At 72.6% G+C, this 24,061-nt stretch carries 22 protein-coding genes and 1 pseudogene; 7 read left to right on the top strand and 16 right to left on the bottom strand.

Translation table 11 applies throughout. The annotated features are described in order from the left end of the window. Positions 1–90 precede the first annotated feature (90 nt). The gene (locus IE274_RS30180) at positions 91–897 is read left to right on the top strand and encodes a DUF8842 C-terminal domain-containing protein (RefSeq protein ID WP_190119086.1); all 807 of its coding nucleotides are present in this window, start codon (positions 91–93) and stop codon (positions 895–897) included. 178 nt (positions 898–1,075) lie between these two features. Beyond that, positions 1,076–1,420 (top strand): hypothetical protein, encoded by a 345-nt coding sequence (locus IE274_RS30185; RefSeq protein ID WP_307822208.1) that lies wholly within the window; start codon positions 1,076–1,078, stop codon positions 1,418–1,420. A 119-nt stretch (positions 1,421–1,539) separates the two neighbouring features. Here IE274_RS30185 and der read toward each other — a convergent pair whose 3' ends face one another. The 6 genes from der to IE274_RS30215 all read right to left on the bottom strand — a co-directional run bounded on the left by der (position 1,540) and on the right by IE274_RS30215 (position 6,791). Then, positions 1,540–3,042 (bottom strand): ribosome biogenesis GTPase Der, encoded by a 1,503-nt coding sequence (gene der / locus IE274_RS30190; RefSeq protein WP_190119088.1) that lies wholly within the window; start codon positions 3,040–3,042, stop codon positions 1,540–1,542. A gap of 73 nt (positions 3,043–3,115) precedes the next feature. Continuing rightward, on the bottom strand, positions 3,116–3,838 hold the full coding sequence (locus IE274_RS30195) for a lysophospholipid acyltransferase family protein (protein ID WP_190119089.1): 723 nt from the start codon (positions 3,836–3,838) through the stop codon (positions 3,116–3,118). Next, positions 3,796–4,491 (bottom strand): (d)CMP kinase, encoded by a 696-nt coding sequence (gene cmk / locus IE274_RS30200; protein ID WP_190119133.1) that lies wholly within the window; start codon positions 4,489–4,491, stop codon positions 3,796–3,798. Before cmk ends, IE274_RS30195 begins: the two co-directional genes overlap by 43 nt. A 189-nt stretch (positions 4,492–4,680) precedes the next feature. Beyond that, positions 4,681–5,766, bottom strand: a complete 1,086-nt coding sequence (locus tag IE274_RS30205) for a prephenate dehydrogenase (RefSeq protein WP_190119090.1) — start codon at positions 5,764–5,766, stop codon at positions 4,681–4,683. Then, positions 5,763–6,125, bottom strand: coding sequence for a chorismate mutase (aroH, locus tag IE274_RS30210; RefSeq protein ID WP_190119091.1), 363 nt, complete (start codon positions 6,123–6,125; stop codon positions 5,763–5,765). The genes IE274_RS30205 and aroH overlap by 4 nt, the downstream gene beginning before the upstream one ends. A gap of 150 nt (positions 6,126–6,275) precedes the next feature. Continuing rightward, positions 6,276–6,791: a YidB family protein gene (locus IE274_RS30215; protein ID WP_504740285.1), complete on the bottom strand. Its 516-nt coding sequence runs from the start codon at positions 6,789–6,791 to the stop codon at positions 6,276–6,278. 120 nt (positions 6,792–6,911) lie between these two features. Between IE274_RS30215 and IE274_RS30220 the strand changes: the two genes are divergently transcribed. The 4 genes from IE274_RS30220 (at position 6,912) to IE274_RS30235 (ending at position 9,564) form a co-directional block, all read left to right on the top strand. Further along, positions 6,912–7,604: a hypothetical protein gene (locus IE274_RS30220; protein ID WP_190119093.1), complete on the top strand. Its 693-nt coding sequence runs from the start codon at positions 6,912–6,914 to the stop codon at positions 7,602–7,604. 68 nt (positions 7,605–7,672) lie between these two features. Then, complete coding sequence (locus IE274_RS30225) at positions 7,673–8,266, top strand: DUF6529 family protein (RefSeq protein ID WP_190119094.1); 594 nt, start codon at positions 7,673–7,675, stop codon at positions 8,264–8,266. Next, on the top strand, positions 8,263–8,730 hold the full coding sequence (locus IE274_RS30230) for a Rieske (2Fe-2S) protein (RefSeq protein ID WP_190119095.1): 468 nt from the start codon (positions 8,263–8,265) through the stop codon (positions 8,728–8,730). The genes IE274_RS30225 and IE274_RS30230 overlap by 4 nt, the downstream gene beginning before the upstream one ends. Before the next feature lie 21 nt (positions 8,731–8,751). Further along, positions 8,752–9,564 carry a nucleotidyltransferase domain-containing protein gene (locus IE274_RS30235; protein ID WP_190119096.1) on the top strand — a complete coding sequence of 271 codons (813 nt, stop codon included), beginning with the start codon at positions 8,752–8,754 and terminating at the stop codon, positions 9,562–9,564. Here IE274_RS30235 and IE274_RS30240 read toward each other — a convergent pair. The 10 genes and pseudogenes from IE274_RS30240 to pyrG all read right to left on the bottom strand — a co-directional run bounded on the left by IE274_RS30240 (position 9,490) and on the right by pyrG (position 21,667). After that, a pseudogene (locus IE274_RS30240) lies at positions 9,490–10,301 on the bottom strand (nucleotidyltransferase domain-containing protein). The gene IE274_RS30235 and the pseudogene IE274_RS30240 sit on opposite strands and share 75 nt — an antisense overlap. A 113-nt stretch (positions 10,302–10,414) precedes the next feature. Beyond that, positions 10,415–11,692, bottom strand: a complete 1,278-nt coding sequence (locus IE274_RS30245; protein WP_190119097.1) for a pseudouridine synthase — start codon at positions 11,690–11,692, stop codon at positions 10,415–10,417. 12 nt (positions 11,693–11,704) lie between these two features. Then, positions 11,705–12,361, bottom strand: a complete 657-nt coding sequence (gene scpB, locus IE274_RS30250) for an SMC-Scp complex subunit ScpB (protein ID WP_190119134.1) — start codon at positions 12,359–12,361, stop codon at positions 11,705–11,707. A 5-nt stretch (positions 12,362–12,366) separates the two neighbouring features. After that, positions 12,367–13,467: a segregation and condensation protein A gene (locus IE274_RS30255; RefSeq protein WP_229909907.1), complete on the bottom strand. Its 1,101-nt coding sequence runs from the start codon at positions 13,465–13,467 to the stop codon at positions 12,367–12,369. Positions 13,468–13,516: 49 nt separating this feature from the next. Further along, positions 13,517–14,128: a hypothetical protein gene (locus tag IE274_RS30260; RefSeq protein WP_229909901.1), complete on the bottom strand. Its 612-nt coding sequence runs from the start codon at positions 14,126–14,128 to the stop codon at positions 13,517–13,519. After that, positions 14,113–15,246: a ParA family protein gene (locus IE274_RS30265; RefSeq protein WP_078618704.1), complete on the bottom strand. Its 1,134-nt coding sequence runs from the start codon at positions 15,244–15,246 to the stop codon at positions 14,113–14,115. The genes IE274_RS30260 and IE274_RS30265 overlap by 16 nt, the downstream gene beginning before the upstream one ends. Before the next feature lie 387 nt (positions 15,247–15,633). Beyond that, positions 15,634–16,758: an alanine dehydrogenase gene (gene ald / locus IE274_RS30270; RefSeq protein ID WP_190119099.1), complete on the bottom strand. Its 1,125-nt coding sequence runs from the start codon at positions 16,756–16,758 to the stop codon at positions 15,634–15,636. Positions 16,759–16,892: 134 nt separating this feature from the next. Then, positions 16,893–19,112 carry a tetratricopeptide repeat protein gene (locus IE274_RS30275; RefSeq protein WP_372447288.1) on the bottom strand — a complete coding sequence of 740 codons (2,220 nt, stop codon included), beginning with the start codon at positions 19,110–19,112 and terminating at the stop codon, positions 16,893–16,895. A gap of 186 nt (positions 19,113–19,298) precedes the next feature. Beyond that, positions 19,299–19,925 carry an NUDIX domain-containing protein gene (locus tag IE274_RS30280; RefSeq protein ID WP_190119100.1) on the bottom strand — a complete coding sequence of 209 codons (627 nt, stop codon included), beginning with the start codon at positions 19,923–19,925 and terminating at the stop codon, positions 19,299–19,301. Between the two features lie 86 nt (positions 19,926–20,011). Further along, positions 20,012–21,667 carry a CTP synthase gene (gene pyrG / locus IE274_RS30285; protein WP_190119101.1) on the bottom strand — a complete coding sequence of 552 codons (1,656 nt, stop codon included), beginning with the start codon at positions 21,665–21,667 and terminating at the stop codon, positions 20,012–20,014. Positions 21,668–22,140: 473 nt separating this feature from the next. Here pyrG and IE274_RS30290 point away from each other — a divergent pair, with 473 nt between their 5' ends. Next, positions 22,141–23,952 carry a glycoside hydrolase family 15 protein gene (locus IE274_RS30290; protein ID WP_190119137.1) on the top strand — a complete coding sequence of 604 codons (1,812 nt, stop codon included), beginning with the start codon at positions 22,141–22,143 and terminating at the stop codon, positions 23,950–23,952. Positions 23,953–24,061 lie beyond the last annotated feature (109 nt).

The raw sequence follows: 24,061 nt of genomic DNA on the forward strand, positions 1-24,061 counted from the left end.
CGCGTGACTTGCACCACTGATCGCCCGTTGTCTCCTTCATGAGCCGGGCACCACCCGGACACCCCACGCATCGATTCCGAGGAGCCACCCGTGCCGCGCATGCTCGACCTCAGCGACGAGGTACGCGCCGAGATCGGCGATGAAGAAGCCGACCGCCTGCTCGCCGGGCAGAACGCCCCGGGCGCCTACGACTGCACCTCCTGTCGCACCCCCGGCGACTCGGACCGCGAGCGCACCAGCACCGTCCTGTTCGTCGGCGACGAGACCGCCGTGCTCGCCTTCGCCCACGCCGCCTGCCTGCCGTCCCAGATCGTCGAGGTCGCCGAGGAGCAGCTCCAGGGCGCCGTCCGCTCGATCACCGGCGAGACCGGCGACACCGGTGTCGCCCCCGACTCCGCCGCGGCCCTCGGCGGCCGCCCCGAGCAGGCCGTGCTCGGCGTCACCAGCGGCCTGGTCCTCATCGAGGGCGAGCTGCGGCCCGCGCTCGTGGTGGAGCCGACCGGGCCGATCGCCCGCCCCGGCGCCGCGCCCGGCGGCGGCGACGACTTCCTGCCGCTGCTGATCGAGCAGGGCTTCATGCCGGTGACGTCCCTGGACGCCGTGCCGCCGACGCTGCACGGCTGGTCGGTGCTGCTCGCCATGGGCCAGCTGCACGCCATCCTGCAGCCCGGCACGGGCAACGGCCCGCAGGTCGCCTGGTGGCAGGCGCACCAGCCGCTCCAGGTCACCGAGGGCTGGCGGGCCGCCGCCAACAAGCTGCAGTCGGTGCTCCTGTTCGCGGCGCCCGCCGGTGCCATCGGCCGCCAGCCCCGCGAGGACCTGCTGCGCGGCGCCCTGGACCGGGCGGCGGGCGGTGGCCAACTGGTCGCGTGCGCCATGCCGTTGGCCGGTACGTGAGCCTGGTCCACCAGCCGTCCGCGTGCCCGCCGCGCGGACGGCATCGGGGCGGCCACTGCCGCCTACCAGGCGAATGCGGTGCTCTTCCCCGCATCCGTCCGGCCCCGGGGTCGTTGGCCCAGACGTGCACGCATACGATCCCTCACCCCACCGGCCGTACCAGAGCCCCATCCCGTCCATGCGCACGGCGCAGGACATGTCGGGCGCCCACTCGGCCACGCCGATCTACGACGCGCTGTACTCGGAGTACATGAGGGCGTTCCGCGCCCTGCCCGGCGACCGGATCGGCGAGGAGGAGCTCAGGTTCAACGCGTTCGGCAACGCGCCCTACGGCAACCAGCACGACGCCCGGTACGAACCGCGCCACCCGGTCCGGCACGACCCGCGCTACGACCCCCGGCACGACCCGCGGCACAGCCCCTTCCACGTCGCCCGCTACGGCCAGCCGAGCCAGGCCGACCACACCGGCTACGGCCAGCTCTTCCCGGCCGCGCTGCCGCCGGGCCCGCGCCGCGAGCGCTGACCCCGCACGGCGCCGCCGGGGGCCCGCCCCCGCACGACGATGCCCGGCCCTCCCCGTGGGAGGCCGGGCATCGTCGTGTGCGCCGCCGGGGCCGGCGTGCCGCCCGCCCCGTACCGTTGCTACTTCTTCTTGCTCTGGGTCTTCTGGCCGCGCTTCTCGCGCACCCGCACCGAGATGTGGATCGGCGTGCCCTCGAAGCCGAACTCCTCACGGAGCCTGCGCTCCACGAAGCGGCGGTAGCCGTGCTCGATGAAGCCCGACGCGAAGAGCACGAACCGGGGCGGCTTCGTGCCCGCTTGGGTGCCGAACAGGATGCGCGGCTGCTTGCCGCCGCGGACCGGATGCGGGTGGGCGGCGATCAGCTCGCCGAGGAAGGCGTTCAGACGCCCCGTCGGCACCCGCGTCTCCCAGCCGTCCAGGGCCGTCTCGATCGCCGGGACCAGCTTCTCCATGTGGCGGCCCGTGCGCGCCGAGACGTTCACCCGCGGCGCCCAGGCGACCTGCGCGAGCTCCGTCTCGATCTCCCGCTCCAGGTAGTAGCGGCGCTCCTCGTCGAGGGTGTCCCACTTGTTGTACGCGAGGACGACGGCGCGGCCCGCCTCCACGGCCATGGTGACGATGCGCTGGTCCTGGACGCTGATCGACTCGCTGGCGTCGATCAGGATGACGGCGACCTCCGCCTTCTCGACGGCGGCGGCGGTGCGCAGCGAGGCGTAGTAGTCGGCGCCCTGCTGCAGGTGCACGCGCTTGCGGATACCGGCGGTGTCGACGAACTTCCAGGTGACGCCGCCGAGTTCGATGAGCTCGTCGACCGGGTCGCGGGTGGTGCCCGCGAGTTCGTTGACGACGACGCGCTCCTCGTTCGCGACCTTGTTCAGGAGCGAGGACTTGCCGACGTTCGGGCGGCCGATGAGCGCGATGCGGCGCGGGCCGCCGATGGCGGTGCCGAAGCTCTGCGCGGGCGCCTCCGGCAGCGCTTCGAGGACGGCGTCCAGCATGTCGCCGGTGCCGCGGCCGTGCAGCGCGGAGACCGGGTGCGGCTCGCCGAGGCCGAGCGACCACAGCATCGCGGCGTCCGCCTCGGCGGAGGGGCCGTCGACCTTGTTGGCGCACAGCACGACGGGCTTGCCCGCCTTGCGCAGCAGGCGCACGACGGCCTCGTCGGTGTCGGTCGCGCCGACCGTGGCGTCCACGACGAAGACGACGGCGTCGGCCGCCTCGATCGCGTATTCCGCCTGGGCGGCCACGGACGCGTCGATGCCGAGGACGTCCTGCTCCCAGCCGCCGGTGTCGACGACCTTGAAGCGGCGGCCCGCCCACTCGGCCTCATAGGTGACGCGGTCGCGGGTGACGCCCGGCTTGTCCTCGACGACGGCCTCGCGGCGGCCGATGATGCGGTTCACCAGGGTCGACTTGCCGACATTGGGGCGGCCGACGACGGCGAGCACGGGCAGCGGGCCGTGCCCGGCCTCCTCGATGGCGCCCTCGACGTCCTCGACGTCGAAGCCCTCTTCGGCGGCGAGCTCCATGAACGCTGCATACTCGGCGTCGCCAAGCGCACCGTGGTCGTGCTCGGCGTGCTGGGCCGAGCCCTCGCCCTCGGGCTGGATCTGGTCGTTCATGAAGTCCGTACCTCGTTGCTCATCGTGGTGATCGGTGGTCCGGCGCGCGCCGGGCCACTACTGAAAGTCTTACTCAGCGCCCGGTCAGGCGCCTGGCGTTTTCCAGGTGGGCGGTGAGCTGCCCCTGGATGCGCACGGTCGCCTCGTCGAGTGCCTTGCGCGTACGCCGCCCGCTCCCGTCGCCCGCCTCGAACGGGTCGCCGAAGACGACGTCGACGCGGGTGCGCAGCGGCGGCAGCTGCTTTATCAGGCGTCCGCGCCGCTCCGTGCTGCCGAGGACGGCGACGGGGACGATCGGCGCCCCGGAGCGCACCGCGAAGTACGCGAGGCCCGCGCGCAGCGAGGCGAAGTCGCCGTCGCCCCTGGTGCCCTCGGGGAAGATCCCGAGGACACCGCCCTGGTCCAGGACCGCCAGCGCGTCCGTGATGGCCGTGCGGTCCGCCGTGGTGCGGTCGACCTGGAGCTGGCCGATGCCCCGCAGGAACGGGCCGAGCGGCCCGATGAACGCTTCCTTCTTGATCAGGAAGTGCGCCGGCCGGGGCGCCACGCCCATGACCATGGGGCCGTCGACATTGTGCGAGTGGTTCACGGCGAGGATCACCGGGCCGGTCGCGGGGACCCGCCAGGCGCCCAGGACGCGGGGCTTCCACAGGCCGTACATGAGGCCCACGCCGATGCGGCGGCCGACGTCGGCGCCGCGCTCGGAGGGGGCGACGCGCGGGGCGGGGGCCCCGCGCTCGGCCGGAACCGGACTCACTTCCCGGCCCGCTTCTCCTCGACGAGCGTGACGACGCACTCGATGACCTGCTGCAGCGTGAGCTCGGTGGTGTCCACCTCGACGGCGTCGTCCGCCTTGGCGAGGGGCGAGGTCTTGCGGCTGGAGTCGGCGGCGTCCCGCTTGATGAGGGCCTCGCGGGTGGTGGCGACGTCGGCGCCCTTCAGCTCGCCGGAGCGGCGGGCGGCGCGGGCCTCGGGGGACGCCGTCAGGAAGATCTTGAGGTCGGCGTCGGGCAGCACCGTGGTGCCGATGTCGCGGCCCTCGACGACGATGCCCCGCTCGGCCCCGGCGGCGATCGAGCGCTGCAGCTCGGTGATCCGGGTGCGGACCTCGGGGACGGCGCTGACCGCGCTCACCTTGGAGGTGACCTCGGGGGTGCGGATCGGGCCCGCGACGTCGGTGCCGTCGACGGTGATCGTCGGGGCGGACGGGTCCGTGCCCGAGACGATCTCCGCCTTGCCGGCCGCGGCGGCGATGGCGGACGCGTCCGTGAGGTCGATGCCGTTGGCCACCATCCACCACGTGATCGCCCGGTACTGGGCGCCGGTGTCCAGGTAGCTCAGGCCGAGCTGGGCCGCGACGGCCTTGGAGGTGCTGGACTTCCCCGTGCCGGAGGGCCCGTCGATGGCGACGATCACGGGGGCCGGGCCTGCGGCGGCGGTCTTTTCCACGGATTCCACGGGGAGCGGACACCTTTCTCGGTGCGGGGGACGGGGTGGGCCGCCTGCTCGGCGCCCCGCACAAGGTTACTGGCTCCTGGGTGGGGCCCTTCCCGGTCCCGGGCCGGGGCCCGCCCGAAGGCTCCGGGGCGGCGACCCCGGCCTGCCCTCACCCCCGGGCCACGAGCCCCCCGCGCCCCCTCACTGCCGCAGCGACCAGCCCCGCTCCCGCAGCCCCGTCGCGAGCCCCGGTGCCGCCTGCGGCTCGACCATGAGCTGGACGAGGCCCGCCTGCTGGCCGGTGGCGTGCTCGATGCGGACGTCCTCGACGTTGACGCCGGCGCGCTCCGCGTCGGCGAAGATGCGGGCGAGCTGGCCGGGCTGGTCGTCGATGAGGACGGCCACGATCTCGTACACCGCGGGGGCGGACCCGTGTTTGCCGGGGACCCGGGCCTGGCCCGCGTTGCCGCGCCGCAGCACGCCCTCGACGCCGGTGGCGCCGTCCTGCCGCTTGGACTCGTCGGCGGACTGCAGGCTCCGCAGCGCGGTCACGGCCTCGCCGAGGTCGGTGGCGACCTCCGCGAGCAGGTCGGCGACCGGGCCGGGGTTCGCGGACAGGATGTCGATCCACATCCGCGGGTCGGACGCCGCGATCCGGGTGACGTCACGGATGCCCTGGCCGCAGAGCCGTACCGCCGCCTCCTCCGCGTTCTCCAGGCGGGCGGCGACCATGCTGGCGACCAGGTGCGGCATGTGCGAGACGAGCGCGACCGCCCGGTCGTGGGCGTCGGCGTCCATGACGACGGGCACGGCCCGGCACAGCGCGACCAGTTCCAGGGCGAGGTTCAGGACCTCGGTGTCGGTGTCCCGTGTCGGCGTGAGGACCCACGGCCGCCCCTCGAAGAGGTCGGCCGAGGCCGCGAGGGGGCCGCTGCGCTCCCGGCCGGACATCGGGTGCGTACCGATGTACGGCGTGAGGTCGAGGCCGAGGGACTCCAGCTCCCGGCGCGGCCCGCCCTTGACGCTGGCCACGTCGAGGTAGCCGCGCGCGGAGCCGCGCCGCATCTCCTCGGCGAGGGTGGCGGCGACGTGCGCGGGCGGCACGGCGACCACGCACAGGTCGACGGGCCCGGCCGGGGGCTCGCTGGTGCCCGCCCCGAGCGCGGCGGCGGTGCGGGCCTGCTCCGGGTCGTGGTCGGCGAGGTGGACGGTGACGCCGCGGCGGGCGAGGGCCTGGGCGGCGGAGGTGCCGATGAGGCCGGTGCCGATGACGAGGGCGGTTCTCACTGGGCGATGTCCTTACGAAGGGCGGCGGCCGCGCCGAGGTAGACGTGCGCGATCTCGGACCTCGGCCGGTCGGACTCGACGTGGGCGAGGATGCGGACGACGCGCGGCATGGCCCCGTGGATGTCGAGTTCCTGCGCGCAGATCAGCGGCACGTCGGCGAGGCCGAGCTCGCGGGCCACGGCGGCCGGGAAGTCGCTGTGCAGGTCGGGGGTCGCCGTGAACCAGATGGAGATCAGGTCGGCGGCGGTCAGGTCGTTCCGCTTGAGCACGGCGGTGAGCAGCGCGCCGACCTGCTCACTCATGTGGTCGGCCGCGTCCCGTTCCAGTTGGACGGCGCCCCGCACCGCTCGTACCGCCACCGCTGTGCTCCCCGCTCCCGTAGCTTCCGTGCTTCCGTGCATCGCGTCGTGATGTCGCGTCTTGGTGTACGTACAGCGTAGTCAGCGCCGGTGACACCGGTGCGCGGCGCCCGCCTGCCGAGACGGTCGCCGCGCACCCGCCGCACCGCGTCAGAGCTGCTGCTTGCGGATGATGTCCGCCAGCGACTCCGTCGGCACCTGGCCGTTCGGCGTGAGCTGGTCGACGGTCCCCGGCAGGACCTGGGCGATCTGCTCGGCGGCCTGCTCGGGCGAGACGCCCGCCTGTTCGGCGGCCTGCCGAAGCGCGTCGTCGGGCACCGCCTGGCGCACCTGCTCGCCGGTCACCGGCTGGTTCTCGCCGGGGCCCACCCACGACTGGGTCTGGTCGGTGAGCCCGGCCTTGGTGAGCCCGTCCAGGAGCCCCCCGAGCGGGTTGCTGCCGCCACCGCCCTTGCTCATCAGCGCGCCGAGCAGTGCGCCCAGGATGTTGGCACCGCCACCCCCGCCGCCCCCGCCCTGCTGCCCGCCCCCGCCGAGGAGCCCGCCGAGAAGACCGCCCAGATCGTTACCCGCCATGGTCGTACTGCCTTTCGGTTCAGTGGCCGGGCCCCGCCATTCGGGGGCCCGGCCACTGCCAATGTCACCCGGAGCGACGTACCCCGCCACTTGGAGCAACCGGCGCGAGACCCACTCGCACCACTGGCGCACAGCCTCCGTGCGCCTCTGGACGCGGGGGTGCGGGTCGGCTTGCATGGAGAGGCAGGCCACGCGCCTCGGGGGGCACACATGAAGCGCTCAGGACCCTTGTTCACGCTGCTCGCGGGGCTGGTGTTGGCCCTGTTCATGCTGTCGGTCAACGCGACGTCGGGGACGGGCAGTTCGTCGTACACGGACTCCTCGTCCGACCCGGCCGAACCGACCGCGCCGCCCGCCGCGAGCACCCCGGCGGAGCGCCCGAGCCCCACCCGCGCCGCCACCCCCTCGCCCTCGCCCACACCCACGAAGAAGGCCCCGGCCGACGCCCGGTACGCGGGCCGTACGGACGACGACTCGGCTTCGGTCGCCATCACGCTGCGTGACGGCGAGGCGGTCGCGTACTTCTGTGACGGCCGCGCCACCGAGTCCTGGCTCAAGGGCGATGTCGAGGACGACGGGTCGATGCGGCTGACCGGCAAGAACGGCGCGAAGCTCGACGGCCGGATCGTCGGCGACAAGGTCCGCGGCACCGTCGAGATCCGCAAGCGGACCTGGGCGTTCACGGCCCCGAGGACCAGCAAGCCGTCGGGGGTGTACCGGGCGACGTCCGAGGTGCGCGGCCAGCAGCTCGACGGCGGCTGGATCGTGCAGCCCGACGGCAGCCAGGTCGGCATCCTCAAGCGCGACGGCAAGCCCGCCAAGGCCCCCCGGCTCGACCCGGACACCGGCGCCGTCGTCCTGGCCGACGGCGGCCGCCTCACCGCGCGCCCCGTGGTGCCCTGACCCCGCCCGCACCCTCGACCGCCGCCCCCCGCGCCCGCACGCGACCCCGCGTCCACCAGGGAGCCCTCATGAGCGTCGACCCGAACGCCCCCACCCAGGGCGGTTTCCCCGTGCCGCCCCGCGCGGGCGGCCCGCCCCGCGCGCACCCCGCCCGCTATCTGGTGCCCGCCCTGGTCGCCGCCGCGGTCGCGGTGGGCCTCGGGGCGTACGGAAAGGTCCACGACCCGGAGGGCACCGCCTTCAACCTGGCGGGGTTCAGCAGCACCGGCGCCGTGAAGGCCTGGCTCGCGACGACGGCCCTCGGCTTCGCGGTGCTCCAGGTCGTGTCGGCCCTGATGGTGTACGGCAAGCTGCCGGGCCCGTCCTGGTCGGCGGGGGTGCACCGCTGGTCGGGCCGGGCGGCGTTCCTGGTGGCGGTGCCGGTCGCGGTGCACTGCCTCTACGCGCTCGGCTACCAGACGGCGACGCCGCGCGTGCTGTGGCACTCCGTCCTCGGCTGCTTCTTCTTCGGGGCTTTCAGCGCCAAGATGCTGCTGCTCCGCTCGGAGCGGCTGCCCGGCTGGCTGCTCCCGGTGGTGGGCGGGCTCGTCTTCGCGGTGCTCACGGTGGTGTGGCTGACGTCGGCGCTGTGGTTCTTCCGTACGTTCGGGGTGACCACGTGAGCGGCGGCGGGCGCCCCACCCGGCGTACGGCCCTGGCGGCGGGCGCGCTGGCCGCCGCGGCGGCGACCGGGTGCTCGAAGTACGGCGACGAGGGCGCGGAGCCGGAGCCGCCGCCCAGCAGCCCGGCCGCGTCCCGGTCCGGCGGCTCGCCCGACGCGACCGACGAGGCGCCCAAGGGGCCGGTGCTCGCGAAGACGTCGGACATCCCGGTCGGCGGCGGCAAGGTCTTCAAGGACGAGAAGGTCGTCGTCACCCAGCCCGCCGAGGGCGACTTCAAGGCCTTCTCGGCGGTCTGCACGCATTCGGGCTGCACGGTCCGGGACGTCGACGGCGGCACGGTCAACTGCCCCTGCCACGGCAGTAGGTTCCGGGTGGCGGACGGGGCGGTCGCGGGCGGTCCGGCGCCGCGGCCGCTGCCGCCGCGCGGCATCGACGTCACCGGAAATTCCATCAGGCTCACCTGAGCGACCCCGTACCCTCCGGGCATGAACACGGCGCCGCTCCCCCAGGACCCCCTCGACCCGCACGACCTGGTGCGCGACCACACGATCTACGCCTGCGTCATGGGGTCGCGCGCCTTCGGCCTGGCGACGGACGACAGCGACACGGACCGCCGCGGGGTGTTCCTCGCGCCGACCCCGCTGTTCTGGCGCTTCGAGAAGCCGCCGACGCACGTGGACGGGCCCGCGGACGAGCAGTTCAGCTGGGAGCTGGAGCGCTTCTGCGAGCTGGCCCTGCGCGCCAACCCGAACGTCCTGGAGTGCCTGCACTCCCCGCTCGTCGAGCACGTCACCGCCACCGGCCGCGAACTCCTCGCCCTGCGCGACGCCTTCCTGTCCCGCCAGGCCCACGACACCTTCGCCCTTCCCCAAGCTCTCAACTTCGTTCGAGCAGGGGAGACCCCATCCGCGCTCGGCCAGCGCAAGAAGCTCGACGCGGACGTCCGCACCCACGGTGCCCCCCGCTGGAAGCACGCCATGCATCTGCTGCGGCTCCTGATGAGCTGCCGCGACCTGCTCCTGACCGGCGAGCTGACCATCGACGTCGGCGACCGGCGCGCGGCGCTGCTCGCGGTCAAGCGCGGCGAGGTGGCCTGGCCCGAGGTGGAGTCCTGGATGACGCGCCTGGCGGCGGAGGCGGACGCGGCGGCGGCCCGCACCCCGCTGCCGCCGGAGCCGGACCGGCGCCGCGTCGAGGACTTCCTGTTCCGCGCGCGCCGGGCCTCAGCCCTGCAGGCGGGCCCGGACGACAAGGTCGTGCAGGGCGTCGTACGCGACGGGGGCGTCCGGCAGCGTTGACTCCGCCTGGGCCTCGTCCAGGACGGTGTGCAGGCGCTCGACGTCGGCCGCCACGCGCGCGTGCTCGACGTCGGCCGCCACGCGCGCGTGCTCGACGTCGGCGCCGCCGTGCTCGGCCTCGCGCTTGGCCACGATCAGCTCCGGCAGATAGCCGGGGGCGTGCGCCGCACCGAGGAGCGTGGGCAGGTGGGCCTGGAGCTCGCCGGTGCGCATCAGGTGGATGCCGGTGAGCAGCACCCGGAACGTGTACAGGAGCGGCTTCAGCTCGCCGCTCGTGTCGAACAGCTTCCACTGGGTGTGCGCGAAGCCCCGGTAGTGGTGCGCGTGATGCGAGGTGAGCACGCCGGGCGCGAGCGCCGCGAGCTCCTCGTGCAGCGCGCCGGTGTGCACCACGAGCGGCGAGAGGAGCTGCTCCAGGACGTAGCCGTTGCGCCGCAGCAGCAGCCGCACGAACTTCCTCAGGTCGTGACGAGGTCCATCTCGACTCCGTCGCGCACCCGCCCCCAAGTTCTCGGCTCCGCTCGAACAGGGAGGTGCCCCCCTCGCGACCGCGTCTCCTCCGGCTCCCGCAGCCCCACCAGCGCCTGGACCGGCAGCAGATGGACACCGCGCAGATCCACGTCCGAGTCCCGGGACGGGAACCCGTACAGGTGCGCCCCGGAAACCGTGGCGAAGACCAGCGGGTCGGGCTGCTCCGCGACGACGGAGCCCAGGTCGGCCGCACTGAGTTCGATCATCCGCACAGCATCCCAGACGACCGGAAGCGGCAACCGGGCAGCCGCCCCGCACACACGGCGGCCGCCCGCCCCCGGGTCCGGGAGCGGGCGGCCGCCGACGTACGCGCGCAGGCCTACAGGTCGACTTCCTGCATCAGCATGCCGACCTCGGTGTTGGACAGGCGGCGCAGCCAGCCCGACTTCTGGTCGCCCAGGGTGATCGGGCCGAAGGCGACGCGCACCAGCTTGTCGACCGGGAACCCGGCCTCGGCGAGCATGCGGCGCACGATGTGCTTGCGGCCCTCGTGCAGGGTCACCTCGACCAGGTAGTTCTTGCCGGTCTGCTCGACGACGCGGAAGTGGTCCGCCTTCGCGTACCCGTCCTCCAGCTGGATGCCGTCCTTGAGCTGCTTGCCCAGGTCGCGCGGGATCGGGCCGACGATGTGCGCCAGGTAGACCTTCTTCACGCCGTACTTGGGGTGGGTCAGGCGGTGCGCCAGCTCACCGTGGTTGGTGAGCAGGATGACGCCCTCGGTCTCGGTGTCGAGCCGCCCCACGTGGAACAGCCGCGTCTCGCGGTTGTTCGTGTAGTCGCCGAGGCACTGGCGCCCTTCGTTGTCCTCCATGGTGGAGACGACACCGGCGGGCTTGTTCAGGGCGAAGAACTGGTACGACTGCGTGGCCACCGTGAGGCCGTCGACCTTGATCTCGTCCTTCTCCGGCTCGACGCGCAGGCCCTGCTCCAGGACGATCTCGCCGTTGACCTCGACGCGGGACTGCTCGATCAGCTCCTCGCAGGCGCGCCGCGAGCCGTAGCCCGCGCGGGCCAGGATCTTCTGCAGCCGCTCGCCCTCCTGCTCGGCGCCGGGGAAGGTCTTGGGCGGGCTGACCTTGGGCTTGCCCGCGTACCGCTCGCGGTTGCGCTCCTCGGCCCGCGCCTCGTACTCGCGCGAGCGCGCGGGGGCCGTACGACCCCGGCCGCGCTGCTGCTCGGACTGGCGGGGGCCGCCCTTGGCGCCGCCGCGCGCCGACGCGCCACGACCCGACTTCGGGCCGTCCTGCGTGCCGCCGGGGCCTACGTCGTAGCGCCGCTCCTCGGGGCGGGGCTTGCTGGGACGGCCGGGGACCTGCCGGTCGTCGCGGCCGCCACCGGCACCCCGGTAGTCACCGCGACCGCCGCCACCGCTGCCGCCGCGCCCACCACCGGTGGGACGGCCACCGCTGTCGCCACGGCCGCCACCACCGGGGCGGCCACCGCTGTCGCCTCGCCCGCCACCGCCACCGGGGCGGCCACCACTGTTGCCACGGCCGCCACCGCTGGGGCGGCCGCCGCTGTTGCCGCGGCCGCCGCTGTTGCCACCACGGCTCCCGCCGTTGTTTCCGCTGCTGTTCCTGCCGCTGCTGCTTCGCATCAAAGTTCCGTCTTAGTCGTCTGCGTCCTCGTAACCCGGCGCATCGGGTGCGTCCGGGTCGAACGACGGGACACCTTCCTGCGTCTCCCCCTCGATCGCGTCCGCCTCGGGGAGGAAGGGCGCGAGCTCGGGGAGCTCGTCCAGGCCGCGCAGGCCCATCCGCTCCAGGAAGTAGTTCGTCGTCCTGTACAGGATCGCACCTGTTTCGGGTTCCGCGCCCGCCTCCTCCACGAGCCCCCGCTGCAACAGGGTGCGCATGACCCCGTCGCAGTTCACTCCGCGCACCGCCGAGACCCGCGACCGGCTGACCGGCTGGCGGTAGGCGACGACGGCGAGGGTCTCCAGGGCCGCCTGGGTGAGCCGGGCGTGCTGGCCGTCCAGAACGAAGCCCTCCACGGCGGGGGCGTACGCGGGCCGGGTGTAGAACCGCCAGCCGCCCGCCACCAGCCGCAGCTCGAAGCCGCGGCCCTGGACGGTGTACTCGTCGGCCAGCTCCCGCAGGGCGTCCGCCACGGCCCGCCGGGGGCGTTCCAGGACCTTCGCCAGGTGCTCCTCGGTCGCGGGCTCGTCCACGACCATCAGGACGGCCTCCAGGGCGGGCTTGAGGTCGAGCTCGGCGACGGCGGACCGCAGGTCTCCCACGGGGCCCTCGGGGCTCCCCTGCTGCACAGCGCTCACGGCTTCCTCTCCTCGTCCGGCTCGGGGGCCCGGTCGAACTCGTCGGTCACGGTCGGCTCCGCCGCGCCGTCCCCGCCGGTCCAGCGCACCATCAGCTCGCCGAGCGCGTCCTCCTGGTCCAGAGCGACGGCCTTCTCCCGGTACAGCTCCAGGAGGGCCAGGAAGCGGGCGACGACGGTGAGGGTGTCGTCGGGCCCCAGCTCCGCGATCAGGGCCCGGAAACTCGCCTCGCCCTGCTCCTTCAGCCGCGCCACCACCACGGCGGCCTGCTCGCGCACGCTCACCAGCGGGGCGTGGATGTGGTCGATGTACACCTGCGGCTTCGCCCGGGGCTGCATCGCCTTCACGGCGAGCTTGGCGAACCCTTCGGCGCCGATGCTGATGACGACCTCGGGCAGCAGCTCCGCATGGTGCGGCTCCAGGCCGACGGTGCGCGGATAGCGCCGCGCCTCCTCGTCGAGCCGCCCGCTGAAGATGTCCGCGATCTGCTTGTACGCGCGGTACTGCAGCAGCCGCGCGAACAGCAGGTCCCGCGCTTCCAGCAACGCCAGGTCGGCCTCGTCCTCGACCTCGGCGACGGGCAGCAGCCGCGCCGCCTTCAGATCGAGCAGCGTCGCCGCGACCACCAGGAACTCGGTCGTCTGATCCAGGTCCCAGTCCGGCCCCATGGCGCGGATGTGCACCATGAACTCATCGGTCACCTTGGACAGCGCGACTTCGGTGACATCCATCTTGTGCTTCGCGATGAGCTGAAGCAGCAGATCGAACGGCCCTTCGAAGTTCGCGAGCCGAACCTTGAACCGCCCGTCGTCGGGCTCGGCCGGAGCGTCCTCGGCGGCCGGAGCTTCCTCCATGTCCGCGTTGTGGGCAGGCGTTCCGCACGGCGAGTGGGATCTCCCCTGCTCGAGCGGAGCCGAGAGCTTGGGGACGTGAGGGCACAACGCCACGGTGCCGGACTGTTCCGGCTCCCCACCCAGGGGCTCCGGGGGCTCGCCCCCGGTTTCGGGAAGGGGCGGGCTTGGGGAAGCAACCGCTCCACCACGCCCCAACGACCGCCGAGGACGACGGGGCTGGGCAGGTACGGCGTCGGTCGGCATCACGGTCCAAGGAAACAGCGGCGGCGAAGCATTACGCGGAAAGGTACCGCTACCGCCCGCGCAGCCGTCGTACGAGGATGCTCGCGTCCCCACGCGATTCGAGGTCGGCGAGCACCACGGCCACCGCCTCCCGCACGATCCGCCCCCGGTCCACCGCGAGCCCGTGCTCCCCGCGCAGCACGAGCCGCGCGTGCTCCAGGTCCATGAGTTCCTCGGCGGAGACGTACACGGTGATCTTCTCGTCGTGCCGCTCGCGCCCGCTGGGCCGCCGGTTGGCGGCACGGGCGCGCCGCCGCGCCTGCGCGGACGTGCCACCGGCCGCGTTCGCGGACTTGCCGCCGGCCGCGGGGCTGGCAGAACCTTCCTGCGCGGCCCGGCGCCCGGCCGCCTTCTCGGCGTCGGTACCGGCCGCGGACCGGCTGCGCGAACCGCCGCCGGACTCCGCGTCGGCCGCGGCGTGTTCGGCGTTCTCAGGGCCCTCGTCGTCCCCTTGCGGGGCGCTGTGGGACTCCTCGGCGGCCGCTTCGTCGCTCTCGCCCGCCGGAGCGGGCACCCTCGCCTCGCCATTCGCCTGGCGCCGCGGGCTGGACGCCTGCAGCGCCATCCCCCCGGTCGTACGGAACAGTTCGTCGGCCCCCGGCAGACTCACTCGGCGTGACACCGGGCGAGCACCTCCCTGGCGAGCTGGCGATAGGCGGCCGCGCCGACCGAGTTCGAGGCGTACGTCGTGATCGGCTCACCGGCGACCGTGGTCTCCGGGAAGCGCACGGTCCGCCCGATCACCGTGTGGTAGACGTGATCGTCGAACGCCTCGACCACGCGCGCGAGGACCTCACGGCTGTGCACCGTGCGCGAGTCGTACATCGTCGCGAGGATGCCGTCGAGCTCCAGGTCGGGGTTGAGCCGCTCCTGGACCTTCTCGATGGTCTCCGTGAGCAGGGCGACACCGCGCAGCGCGAAGAACTCGCACTCCAGCGGCACGATCACCTTGTGCGCGGCGGTGAGCGCGTTGACGGTGAGCAGGCCGAGCGAGGGCTGACAGTCGATCACGATGTAGTCGTAGTCGGCCATCAGCGGCTTGAGCGCGCGCTGCAGCGTGGACTCGCGCGCGACCTCGCTGACCAACTGCACCTCGGCGGCGGACAGGTCGATGTTGCTGGGCAGCAGGTCCATGTTGGGGACCGCCGTCTTCAGCAGGACCTCGTCGGCCGACATGCCCCGCTCCATGAGCAGGTTGTAGACCGTGAGGTCGAGCTCCATCGGGTTCACACCGAGACCCACCGAGAGCGCGCCCTGCGGATCGAAGTCGACGAGCAGCACCCGGCGCCCGTACTCCGCGAGCGCGGCGCCCAGATTGATGGTCGACGTGGTCTTGCCGACGCCGCCCTTCTGGTTGCACATCGCGATGATCTTCGCGGGGCCGTGGTCGGTCAACGGCCCCGGGATCGGGAAGTACGGCAGCGGGCGTCCCGTGGGGCCGATGCGCTCGCGGCGCTGACGGGCAGCGTCCGGCGCGAGCGTGGCCGCGTACTCGGGATCGGGCTCGTACTCCGCGTCGGGGTCGTAGAAGTGACCCTGGGGCAGTTCCTCGTAGTCGGCGAGAGGGGTGGGGGTGGTGTTCTCGCCACTCCGGTCGCCGGCCATGGCGTTCACGTGATGGCCATCCATGCTCTGGGGTGCTGACTGTGTCGGCTGCGGACTCTGGCGGGCTTCGAAGGTGCGGACAGCGACGGAGCCGACAGCCTGAAGCCCGACGGGGCCTTGGCCTCGCCCAGTCATTCCTGGTTGACCACCCCCGGGAGCAAATGTCGACTCATTCACAAGTCGTCTTACCTCCTTGGTGACCAGGAAATTTCTAGATAGGTCAGCGTGGCACCATGCCGACGGTTGGCGACTCTATGGCGTGTCACCACTCCGCAGCAACACAATCCGCCGGACCCGGCCCGATGTGTCGGCAATGGAACATCCCGATGTCAAGGGCGCACTGCATGGCATCGCCGCGTTTGCGTGGTGGACGAATCGCCCAAATGTTTACGTACAAGGCGAGTTGAGCGAGTGTACGCCCAACCGCCCGCGGCCGGACCCCTCACAAGGTCCGGCCGCGGGCGTGAGATTGACGACTTCCGTTGACCCAAGCCGACGGAAAAGCCGTGGTCGGCGTGGCGGTCAGCCGAGCAGCGACTCGATCTCGATGTGCTCGAGACCGTGCGCCTCGGCGACCTCCTTGTAAACGACCTTGCCGTCATGGGTGTTGAGGCCCAGGGCGAGCGCGGGGTCGCGGCGCAGGGCCTCGGCCCAGCCGCGGTTCGCCAGCTCGACGATGTACGGCATCGTGGCGTTGGTCAGGGCGTATGTCGAGGTGTTGGGCACCGCGCCGGGCATGTTGGCGACGCAGTAGAAGACCGAGTCGTGGACCGGGAAGGTCGGCTCGGCGTGCGTGGTGGGACGCGAGTCCTCGAAGCAGCCGCCCTGGTCGATCGCGATGTCGACAAGGACACTTCCGGGCTTCATCCGCGACACCAGCTCGTTGGTGACGAGCTTGGGGGCCTTCGCACCCGGGATGAGGACGGCACCGATGACGAGGTCGGCCTCGAGGCAGGCCTTCTCCAGCTCGAAGGCGTTGGAGACGACGGTCTGGATCTTCGTGCCGAAGATCTTGTCGGCTTCCTTGAGCTTGTTGATGTCGCGGTCGAGCAGGGTCACGTGGAAACCCATGCCGATGGCGATCTGCGCGGCGTTCCAGCCGGAGACGCCACCGCCGATGACGACGGCCTTGCCCGCGGCCACTCCGGGGACGCCGCCGGGCAGCACACCGCGGCCGCCGTTGGCGCGCATCAGGTGGTAGGCGCCGACCTGCGGGGCCAGGCGGCCCGCGACCTCGGACATCGGGGCGAGCAGCGGCAGGGCGCGGCTGGGCAGCTCCACCGTCTCGTAGGCGATGGCGGTGGTGCCGGACTCCAGGAGGGCGTCCGTGCACTCCTTGGAGGCGGCCAGATGCAGGTAGGTGAAGAGCGTCTGGTCCTTGCGGAGGCGGTGGTACTCCTCGGCGATCGGCTCCTTGACCTTCAGGAGCAGGTCGGCCGTGGCCCACACCTCGTCGGCGGTCTCCAGGATCTCGGCGCCGGCGGCGACGTACTCGCCGTCCGTGATCGAGGAGCCGACGCCGGCGTTGCGCTCGATGACGACCTGGTGGCCGTGGCGCACCAGCTCGTGCACGCCGGCGGGGGTGATGGCCACCCGGAACTCGTTGTTCTTGACCTCGCGGGGGATGCCGACCTTCACGTCGATCACGGTCCTTGGCTCAGGGGGGGTTCGGGCAATGCGGTACAAACCGGCACGCAAGCGAGCGCATCGGAAGACACCACGTAAGCACGCGGCGGAGCCAGTCTAATGAAGGATTTCTCGCTGTCTAGCCTTCCAATACTTCAATCTTGACTGGATACACTACGGATTTCGTAGGCGGGGGTCGCTGCTCCATCTGCCTGGACAGATTCCGCCACGGGGTCCTCCTCCGGTTCCGCCGCGGGGTCCTCCGCCAGTTCCGGCGCCGGGTCCTCAGCGGATTCCTCCGCAGCTTCCGCGCGCGGCGCGGGCGCGGGCGCGGCCACCGCGACCTCGGTGAACTCTTCTCCCAGCATGCGCTCGGCGGCCGCGCGGTGCAGCCCGGCGGCGGTCGGGTCGCCGAGCCGCTCCAGGGTGTCCGCGAGCCGCACCTGAAGCGCCGCCTGCAGCCGTACGTCCGCCGCCTCGCGCGCCCATTCGGCCGCTTCCTGGCAGGTGCGAAGGGATTCCTCGGGCCGCCCCGCGTACTCCTGGACGCGCGCCATCTCGCTCAGCGCCCGGGCCCGGCCCGCGACGTCGCCGATCTTGCGCAGGCCCGCGACGGCCGAGCGCCAGTTGCGCAGGGCCTCGCCGTAGCGGCCCGCGTAGGTGTGGGTGGTGGCGATGCGGCCGTGCAGCCGGGCGGCGTCGGCGCGTTCGTCGCGGGCCAGGCGCTGCGCGAGGGCCCTGCCGTACCAGTCGGCGGCCCGCTGCCAGTCCCCCAGTTCCTGGTAGGCACCGCCTACGGATTCCATCGCGCGGCCGGTCGCGTACGGGTCCTGGGCGGCCCGGCCGCAGTCGAGCGCGGCGCGGTAGCGGGCCAGGGCGTCGTGCGTACGTCCCGTCTGCGCGTCCAGGTCCGCGAGGTTGAGGAGCGCGGCGGCCTGCTCGCGCGGCAGGTCGCGGCGCTCGGCGACGTCGAGGACGAGCTGGTGGACGGCGTACAGCTCGGGCGCCGCGTCCCGGGTGCCCCGGTGTGCGACCAGGGCGCGGGCGAGGGCAGCCATCAGGCGGCGGGCGAGGGTGTCCAGATCGCCGTCCGCGACCGCGAGCCGGGCCGCCGCGAGCAGCGCGGGCTGCCGGATGCACAGCCACTCGGCGGCGGCGCGCGGGGTCGGGAAGCGCAGCGCCCGGGGCAGTCCGGCGAGTCTCTTGCGGGCCGTCGAGCCGTCGGGCTCGGTGACCGCCCGGCAGGACTGCAGCAGCCGCACGGTCCGCTCCAGCATCCGGGCCCGCGCCAACTGCACCTCCCCGGGCCGGTCCTGAGCCTGGGTCAACTCCCGCAGGAACGGCACCAGGCACCCCGGCACCTCGTACTGCGGCAGCGGCGACTCCACCGCCCGCAGCAGGCCGAGCGCCACGAAGTCGTCGAGCGTGGAGCAGGCCGCCGACACCGAACAGCCCGCGAGCGCCGACGCGGTGTGCGGGTCGACGTACCCGGCGGGGGCGAGGCACAGCAGCCGCAGTATCCGGGCGGCGGGCGCGGGCAGCGCGGCGTAGGTGTGCTGGAAGACCCGGGCGAGGCCGGAGTCCGCCGCACCCTCCTCGGGGCAGTCCCTGACCTGCCTGGCGAGGTCGGCGACGGCGGCCTTGGGGCGCGCGGCGAGCCAGCCGCCGGCGATGGCGAGCGCGGCCGGGTTCCCGCCGCACGCCTCGACCAGGCTCTCCGCGGAGCGCGGGTCGACGGTGATGCGCACCGATCCGGCGCTGCGGGCAAGCAGGTCGAGGGCGGCCTTGGTGTCCAGGCCGCCCAAGGTGCAGGGGCGGACGTCGGGGATGCCGGTGAGCGGGCCCGCGGACACGGCGAGGACCAGGCAGTCGGGGGTGTCCGGGAGCAGCGGGTCGACCTGCGCGCCGCCCTCGCCGTCGGTGACGTCGTCGAGGAGGAGCAGGGCACGGCGGCCGTCGAGCGCGTCCCGCAGGGCTCCGGCCAGGTCGTCCTCGTCCGCCCCGGCGGGCGCGGGCGCGCCGAGCGCGCCGAGCAGCTCGCGGGCCGTGCGCTCGGTGGGGACGGCGGCGCCGTCGGGGTCGGTGAGGCGGGCGCGCAGGACGCCGTCGGGGTAGGCGTCGGCGAGTTGCCGGGTGAGTTCCTCGGCGAGGGCGGTGCGGCCGGATCCGGGGCGGCCCGCGATGAGGAGCACACGGGCGCGGGGGGCCTTGCGGCCGGCGAGGGTGTCGAGTCCGGCGCGGTCGATGTCGGCGCGGAGTTCCTTCAACTCCCGGTGGCGGCCGACGAATCGGCTGCCGTCCGCGGCGGCCGCCGCGCCGCTGGGCGCTGGCGCGCCACTCGCCGAACCGTCCGTGTCGACCGCCTGATCCGTCACGGGTAACGCTCCCGTCCGCCTGCGCACGAACCCGCCGGGACTCCGGTCGGGACGCTTTCAGAGCCTAGTTCAGGCGCTGCCGCGTTCCGGGCCGCACGGGGCCCACAAGTCGCCCGATCGGATCAGGAGATCGTCAGACCGCGCGCCGCCGGACGGGGGACGGAGGGTGCCGGAGGCGTGCGCCGCTCAGGCCTCGAACGGCCGTGCGGGCCAGGGCGCGTCGGCCGGGCGCAGGGAGTCCACGCCGTCGCCCTGGAGCGCCGCGGTGAGCGACAGGGCGCCCACGACGAGGCAGTTGTTGTGCAGTTCGCCGGCGAGTACACCGCGTACCAGGTCCGCGAGGGGCACCCGGGCGAGCTCCATGTCGGACTCCTCCTCGGAGACCTCGAAGCGCTCGCCGTCGGCCTCGGAGAGGCCACGGGCGAGGAACACGCGCACGGCCTCGTCGCAGCCGCCGGGCGTGGTGTACACGTCGGTGAGCACCCGCCAGTCCTCGGCCTTGACGTGCGCCTCCTCGTACAGCTCGCGCTGGGCGGCGTGCAGTGGGTTCTCACCGGGGACGTCGAGCAGTCCGGCGGGGATCTCCCAGAGCTTGTGGTGCACCGGGTGGCGGTACTGACGGATCACAAGCACACGGTTCTCGTCGTCGAGGGCGAGCACGGCCACCGAGCCGGGGTGGACCTGGTAGTCGCGGCGGACCACCGTCCCGTCCGGCATGACGACGTCGTCGGTGCGCACCGAGGTCTTGTTCCCGACGAACGGGGTCTCGCTCGCCGTGACCTGCCACTCCTCGGCGGTGTCCTTGATCGTCATGTCGCGCTGTCCTCCCACGTGCACACAAAACAGAAACCGGGGTGCGCACCCATCAGGGCGCGCACCCCGGCAACCGTATCCCGCCGCTACTTGCCGGACTCCTGCTGGCGCTGGACGGCGGCCTTCACCAGGCCCGCGAAGAGCGGGTGCGGGCGGGTCGGGCGCGAGCGCAGCTCCGGGTGGGCCTGGGTCGCGACCAGGTAGGGGTGGACCTCGCGCGGGTACTCGACGTACTCGACGAGCTTGCCGTCGGGCGAGGTGCCGGAGAAGAGGATGCCGGCCTGCTTCTCCAGATCCGCGCGGTAGGCGTTGTTCACCTCGTAGCGGTGGCGGTGGCGCTCCTCGACGTACTCCTTGCCGTCGTAGACCTCGCGCACGATGGAGCCCTCGGCGAGCTTGGCCGGGTACATGCCGAGTCGCATGGTGCCGCCCATGTCGCCCTCGCCCGCGACGATGTCGAGCTGCTCGGCCATGGTGGAGATGACCGGGTGGGAGGTGGCGGAGTCGAACTCGGTGGAGTTGGCGTCGGGGATGTCCGCGAGGTTGCGGGCCGCCTCGATCACGATGCACTGCAGGCCGAGGCAGAGGCCGAGCAGCGGGATCTTGTTCTCGCGGGCGAACTGGATCGCGCCGACCTTGCCGGACACGCCGCGGTCGCCGAAGCCGCCGGGGATGCAGATCGCGTCGACGTCGCCGAGCTGCTTGGCGGCGCCCGCCGGGGTCTTGCAGTCGTCGGACGTGACCCACTTGATCTTGACGCGGGCCTTGTTGGCGAACCCGCCGGCGCGCAGCGCCTCGGTCACCGAGAGGTAGGCGTCGGGCAGGTCGATGTACTTGCCGACCAGCGCGATGGCGACCTCGTGGTCGGGGTTGTGGACCCGGTCGAGAAGGTCCTCCCACTGGGTCCAGTTCACATCGCGGAAGGGCAGGTCCAGCTTGCGGACGACGTAGGCGTCCAGGCCCTCGGTGTGCAGGACCTTCGGGATGTCGTAGATCGACTTGGCGTCGATGGCGGCGACCACCGCGGCCTCGTCGACGTCGCACATCAGCGAGATCTTGCGCTTGATGGCGGTCGGCACCTCGCGGTCGGCGCGCAGCACGATCGCGTCGGGCTGGATGCCGATGTTGCGCAGGGCGGCGACGGAGTGCTGGGTCGGCTTGGTCTTCAGCTCGCCGGAGGGGCCGATGTACGGCAGCAGCGAGATGTGCACGACGAAGACGTTGTCGCGGCCGACCTCGTGGCGGACCTGGCGGACGGTCTCCAGGAACGGCAGCGACTCGATGTCGCCGACGGTGCCGCCGACCTCGGTGATCACCACGTCGACCTCGTCCGTCGCCATGCGGCGGATGCGGTGCTTGATCTCGTTGGTGATGTGCGGGATGACCTGGACGGTGTCGCCCAGGTACTCGCCGCGGCGCTCCTTGGCGATGACCTGGGAGTAGACCTGGCCGGTGGTGACGTTGGCCGAGCCGTCGAGGTCGACGTCGAGGAAGCGCTCGTAGTGGCCGATGTCCAGGTCGGTCTCGGCGCCGTCGTTGGTGACGAACACCTCGCCGTGCTGGAAGGGGTTCATCGTGCCGGGGTCGACGTTCAGATACGGGTCGAGCTTCTGCATCGTGACGCGCAGGCCCCGGGCCTTGAGGAGCGCACCCAGGCTGGAGGCCGTCAGGCCCTTGCCGAGGGAGGAGGCGACACCCCCGGTGACGAAGATGTGCTTGGTCGTCGTGGATGTGGGTGGCATGGCCAAGAGGGGGCTCCCGTGCGTCGCGGTCTGAAGGTGCGTACCGGCGTCCGCTCCTGTGCGGAGGGAGGTGCCGTCGCTGCGGTTCGGGGGTTCTAGGACCACCGGCTCACGGGCTACCAGGGTATCAGCGACAGACCGGGGCTGCTTCCGGCCACGTCTTGACACGCGCTTTCACATCGCGTACGTGATCTTCACCCCTCGAACACCGGACGGGTACGGGACGGGCACCGCTTTCACCCGGAACTCGTTCGGCGTAGTCACGTTGGCGGGACGAGCGGGCAGATATCCGGGGCGTCGATGTATGTTGCTCGGACACTCGCTGCCGAGCCGTGCGCACGGGCTGAACCATCCCCCGTCGGCACTTCTGGACATCACTGGAAACCATCGGGCCCGGCAGTTCGTTTTACAGCGAACCCTTGACCGTAGAACGAGCGCCCCGTGAGCGGGCGAACGTGGCCGTTTGAATGGGGATGCACGTGGCCGGGCGCATCGAGGATTACGCACTGATCGGAGACATGCAGACCGCCGCGCTGGTCTGCCGGGACGGCACAGTCGACTGGCTGTGTCTGCCCCGCTTCGACTCCCACGCCGTCTTCGCCGGGCTCCTCGGCACCGAGGAGCACGGCTTCTGGCGCCTGGGCCCCGCCCATGGTCCGGGCACACCGCCCGCACCGGCGGCCCGGCGTACGTACCGCGGGGACTCCCTGATCCTGGAGTCCGAGTGGGACACCCCGCGCGGCACGGTCCGGGTCACGGACTTCATGCCGCCGCGCGACACCGACGCCCCACAGCTGGTGCGGATCGTCGAGGGCGTCAGCGGCCGGGTGCCGATGCGCTCCGCCCTGCGGATGCGCTTCAGCTACGGCCGCGTGGTGCCCTGGGTGCACAAGGTCGACGGGCGCACGGTGGCCGTCGCCGGTCCCGACTCGGTGTGGCTCGACACCACCGCCGAGACCTTCGGCAAGGACCTGACGACGTACTCGGACTTCACGGTCGCCCCCGGTGACCGGATCGCCTTCACCATCTCCTGGCAGCCTTCGCACAAGGACCAGCCCGCCCACCCGGAGCCGGAGGCGGCGCTCACGGCGACGGAGGAGTTCTGGCGCGACTGGGTGGCCCAGTGCACGTACCACGGGCCCTACCGCGAGGCCGTGGTCCGCTCCCTCATCACCCTGAAGGCACTGACGTACGCCCCCACGGGCGGCATCGTCGCCGCGCCCACCACCTCCCTGCCGGAGGACATCGGCGGCTCCCGCAACTGGGACTACCGCTTCACGTGGCTGCGCGACGCCGCCATCACCCTCTCCTCGCTCCTACGCACCGGCTACCGCGAGGAGGCCCGCGCCTGGCGCGAGTGGCTGCTGCGCGCGGTCGCGGGCGACCCGGAGAACCTGCAGATCATGTACGGCATCGCGGGCGAGCGCGAGCTCGGCGAGGCGGAGCTGGACTGGCTTCCGGGGTACGAGAACTCGGCGCCGGTCCGCGCGGGCAACGGCGCCGCGCACCAGCTCCAGCTCGATGTGTACGGCGAGGTCACCGAGGCCCTGCACCTCGCCCACATGACCGGCCTCGCCCGCAACGACTACGCCTCCCTGCTCCAGCTCAAGCTGATCCGGTACCTGGAGACGCACTGGGACCAGCCCGACGAGGGCATCTGGGAAGTGCGCGGCCCGCGCCGCCACTTCGTGCACTCCAAGGTGATGGCGTGGGTCGCCGTCGACCGCACCATCAAGCTCATCGAGTCCGGCGACGCCGACGGCCCCCTGGAGCGCTGGCGCGACCTGCGCGACGACATCCACCGGGACGTCTGCGACAAGGGCTACGACAAGGAGCGCAACACCTTCACCCAGTCGTACGGCTCCAAGGAGCTGGACGCCTCCCTGCTCCTGATCCCGCAGGTGGGCTTCCTGCCGCCCGACGACAAGCGCGTCATCGGCACCATCGAGGCCATCCAGCGCGAGCTGTCCACACCGGACGGCTTCATCCTGCGCTATCCGACCTCGGGCGACGACGCGGGCGTGGACGGCCTGGAAGGCGACGAGGGCGCGTTCCTGGCCTGCTCGTTCTGGATGGCCGACGACCTCGCGATGATCGGCCGCGTCGACGAGGCCCGCAAGCTCTTCGAGCGCCTGCTCGCCCTGCGCAACGACCTCGGCCTCCTCGCCGAGGAGTGGGACCCGCGCCTGCAGCGCCAGGTCGGCAACTTCCCGCAGGCGTTCAGCCATGTGCCGCTCATCGACACGGCCCTGCGGCTGACGGCTTCGGGGGCGTACGGGGGCTAGCACCGGGTGCCGCCAGGTGTACGGGGGCCGGTGTCGTCCCGTGCACGAGGGCGGCGCCGACCGGCCCCCTGTCCCTCCCGGAGTCCCGGCGGCCAGGACACGTGCCCGC

It is taken from the genome of Streptomyces flavofungini, assembly GCF_014650815.1.
GTDB lineage: Bacteria > Actinomycetota > Actinomycetes > Streptomycetales > Streptomycetaceae > Streptomyces > Streptomyces flavofungini.

Excerpts from the sequence above, each read along its gene's own strand:
- der (WP_190119088.1), bottom strand. The coding sequence starts at position 3,042 with ATGAACGACCAGATCCAGCCCGAGGGCGAGGGCTCGGCCCAGCACGCC.
- IE274_RS30235 (WP_190119096.1), top strand. The coding sequence starts at position 8,752 with ATGAACACGGCGCCGCTCCCCCAGGACCCCCTCGACCCGCACGACCTG.
- IE274_RS30280 (WP_190119100.1), bottom strand. The coding sequence starts at position 19,925 with ATGACGATCAAGGACACCGCCGAGGAGTGGCAGGTCACGGCGAGCGAG.
- IE274_RS30245 (WP_190119097.1), bottom strand. The coding sequence starts at position 11,692 with ATGCGAAGCAGCAGCGGCAGGAACAGCAGCGGAAACAACGGCGGGAGC.
- IE274_RS30220 (WP_190119093.1), top strand. The coding sequence starts at position 6,912 with ATGAAGCGCTCAGGACCCTTGTTCACGCTGCTCGCGGGGCTGGTGTTG.
- IE274_RS30265 (WP_078618704.1), bottom strand. The coding sequence starts at position 15,246 with ATGACTGGGCGAGGCCAAGGCCCCGTCGGGCTTCAGGCTGTCGGCTCC.
- IE274_RS30225 (WP_190119094.1), top strand. The coding sequence starts at position 7,673 with ATGAGCGTCGACCCGAACGCCCCCACCCAGGGCGGTTTCCCCGTGCCG.
- IE274_RS30290 (WP_190119137.1), top strand. The coding sequence starts at position 22,141 with ATGCACGTGGCCGGGCGCATCGAGGATTACGCACTGATCGGAGACATG.
- IE274_RS30185 (WP_307822208.1), top strand. The coding sequence starts at position 1,076 with ATGCGCACGGCGCAGGACATGTCGGGCGCCCACTCGGCCACGCCGATC.
- pyrG (WP_190119101.1), bottom strand. The coding sequence starts at position 21,667 with ATGCCACCCACATCCACGACGACCAAGCACATCTTCGTCACCGGGGGT.
- IE274_RS30255 (WP_229909907.1), bottom strand. The coding sequence starts at position 13,467 with ATGCCGACCGACGCCGTACCTGCCCAGCCCCGTCGTCCTCGGCGGTCG.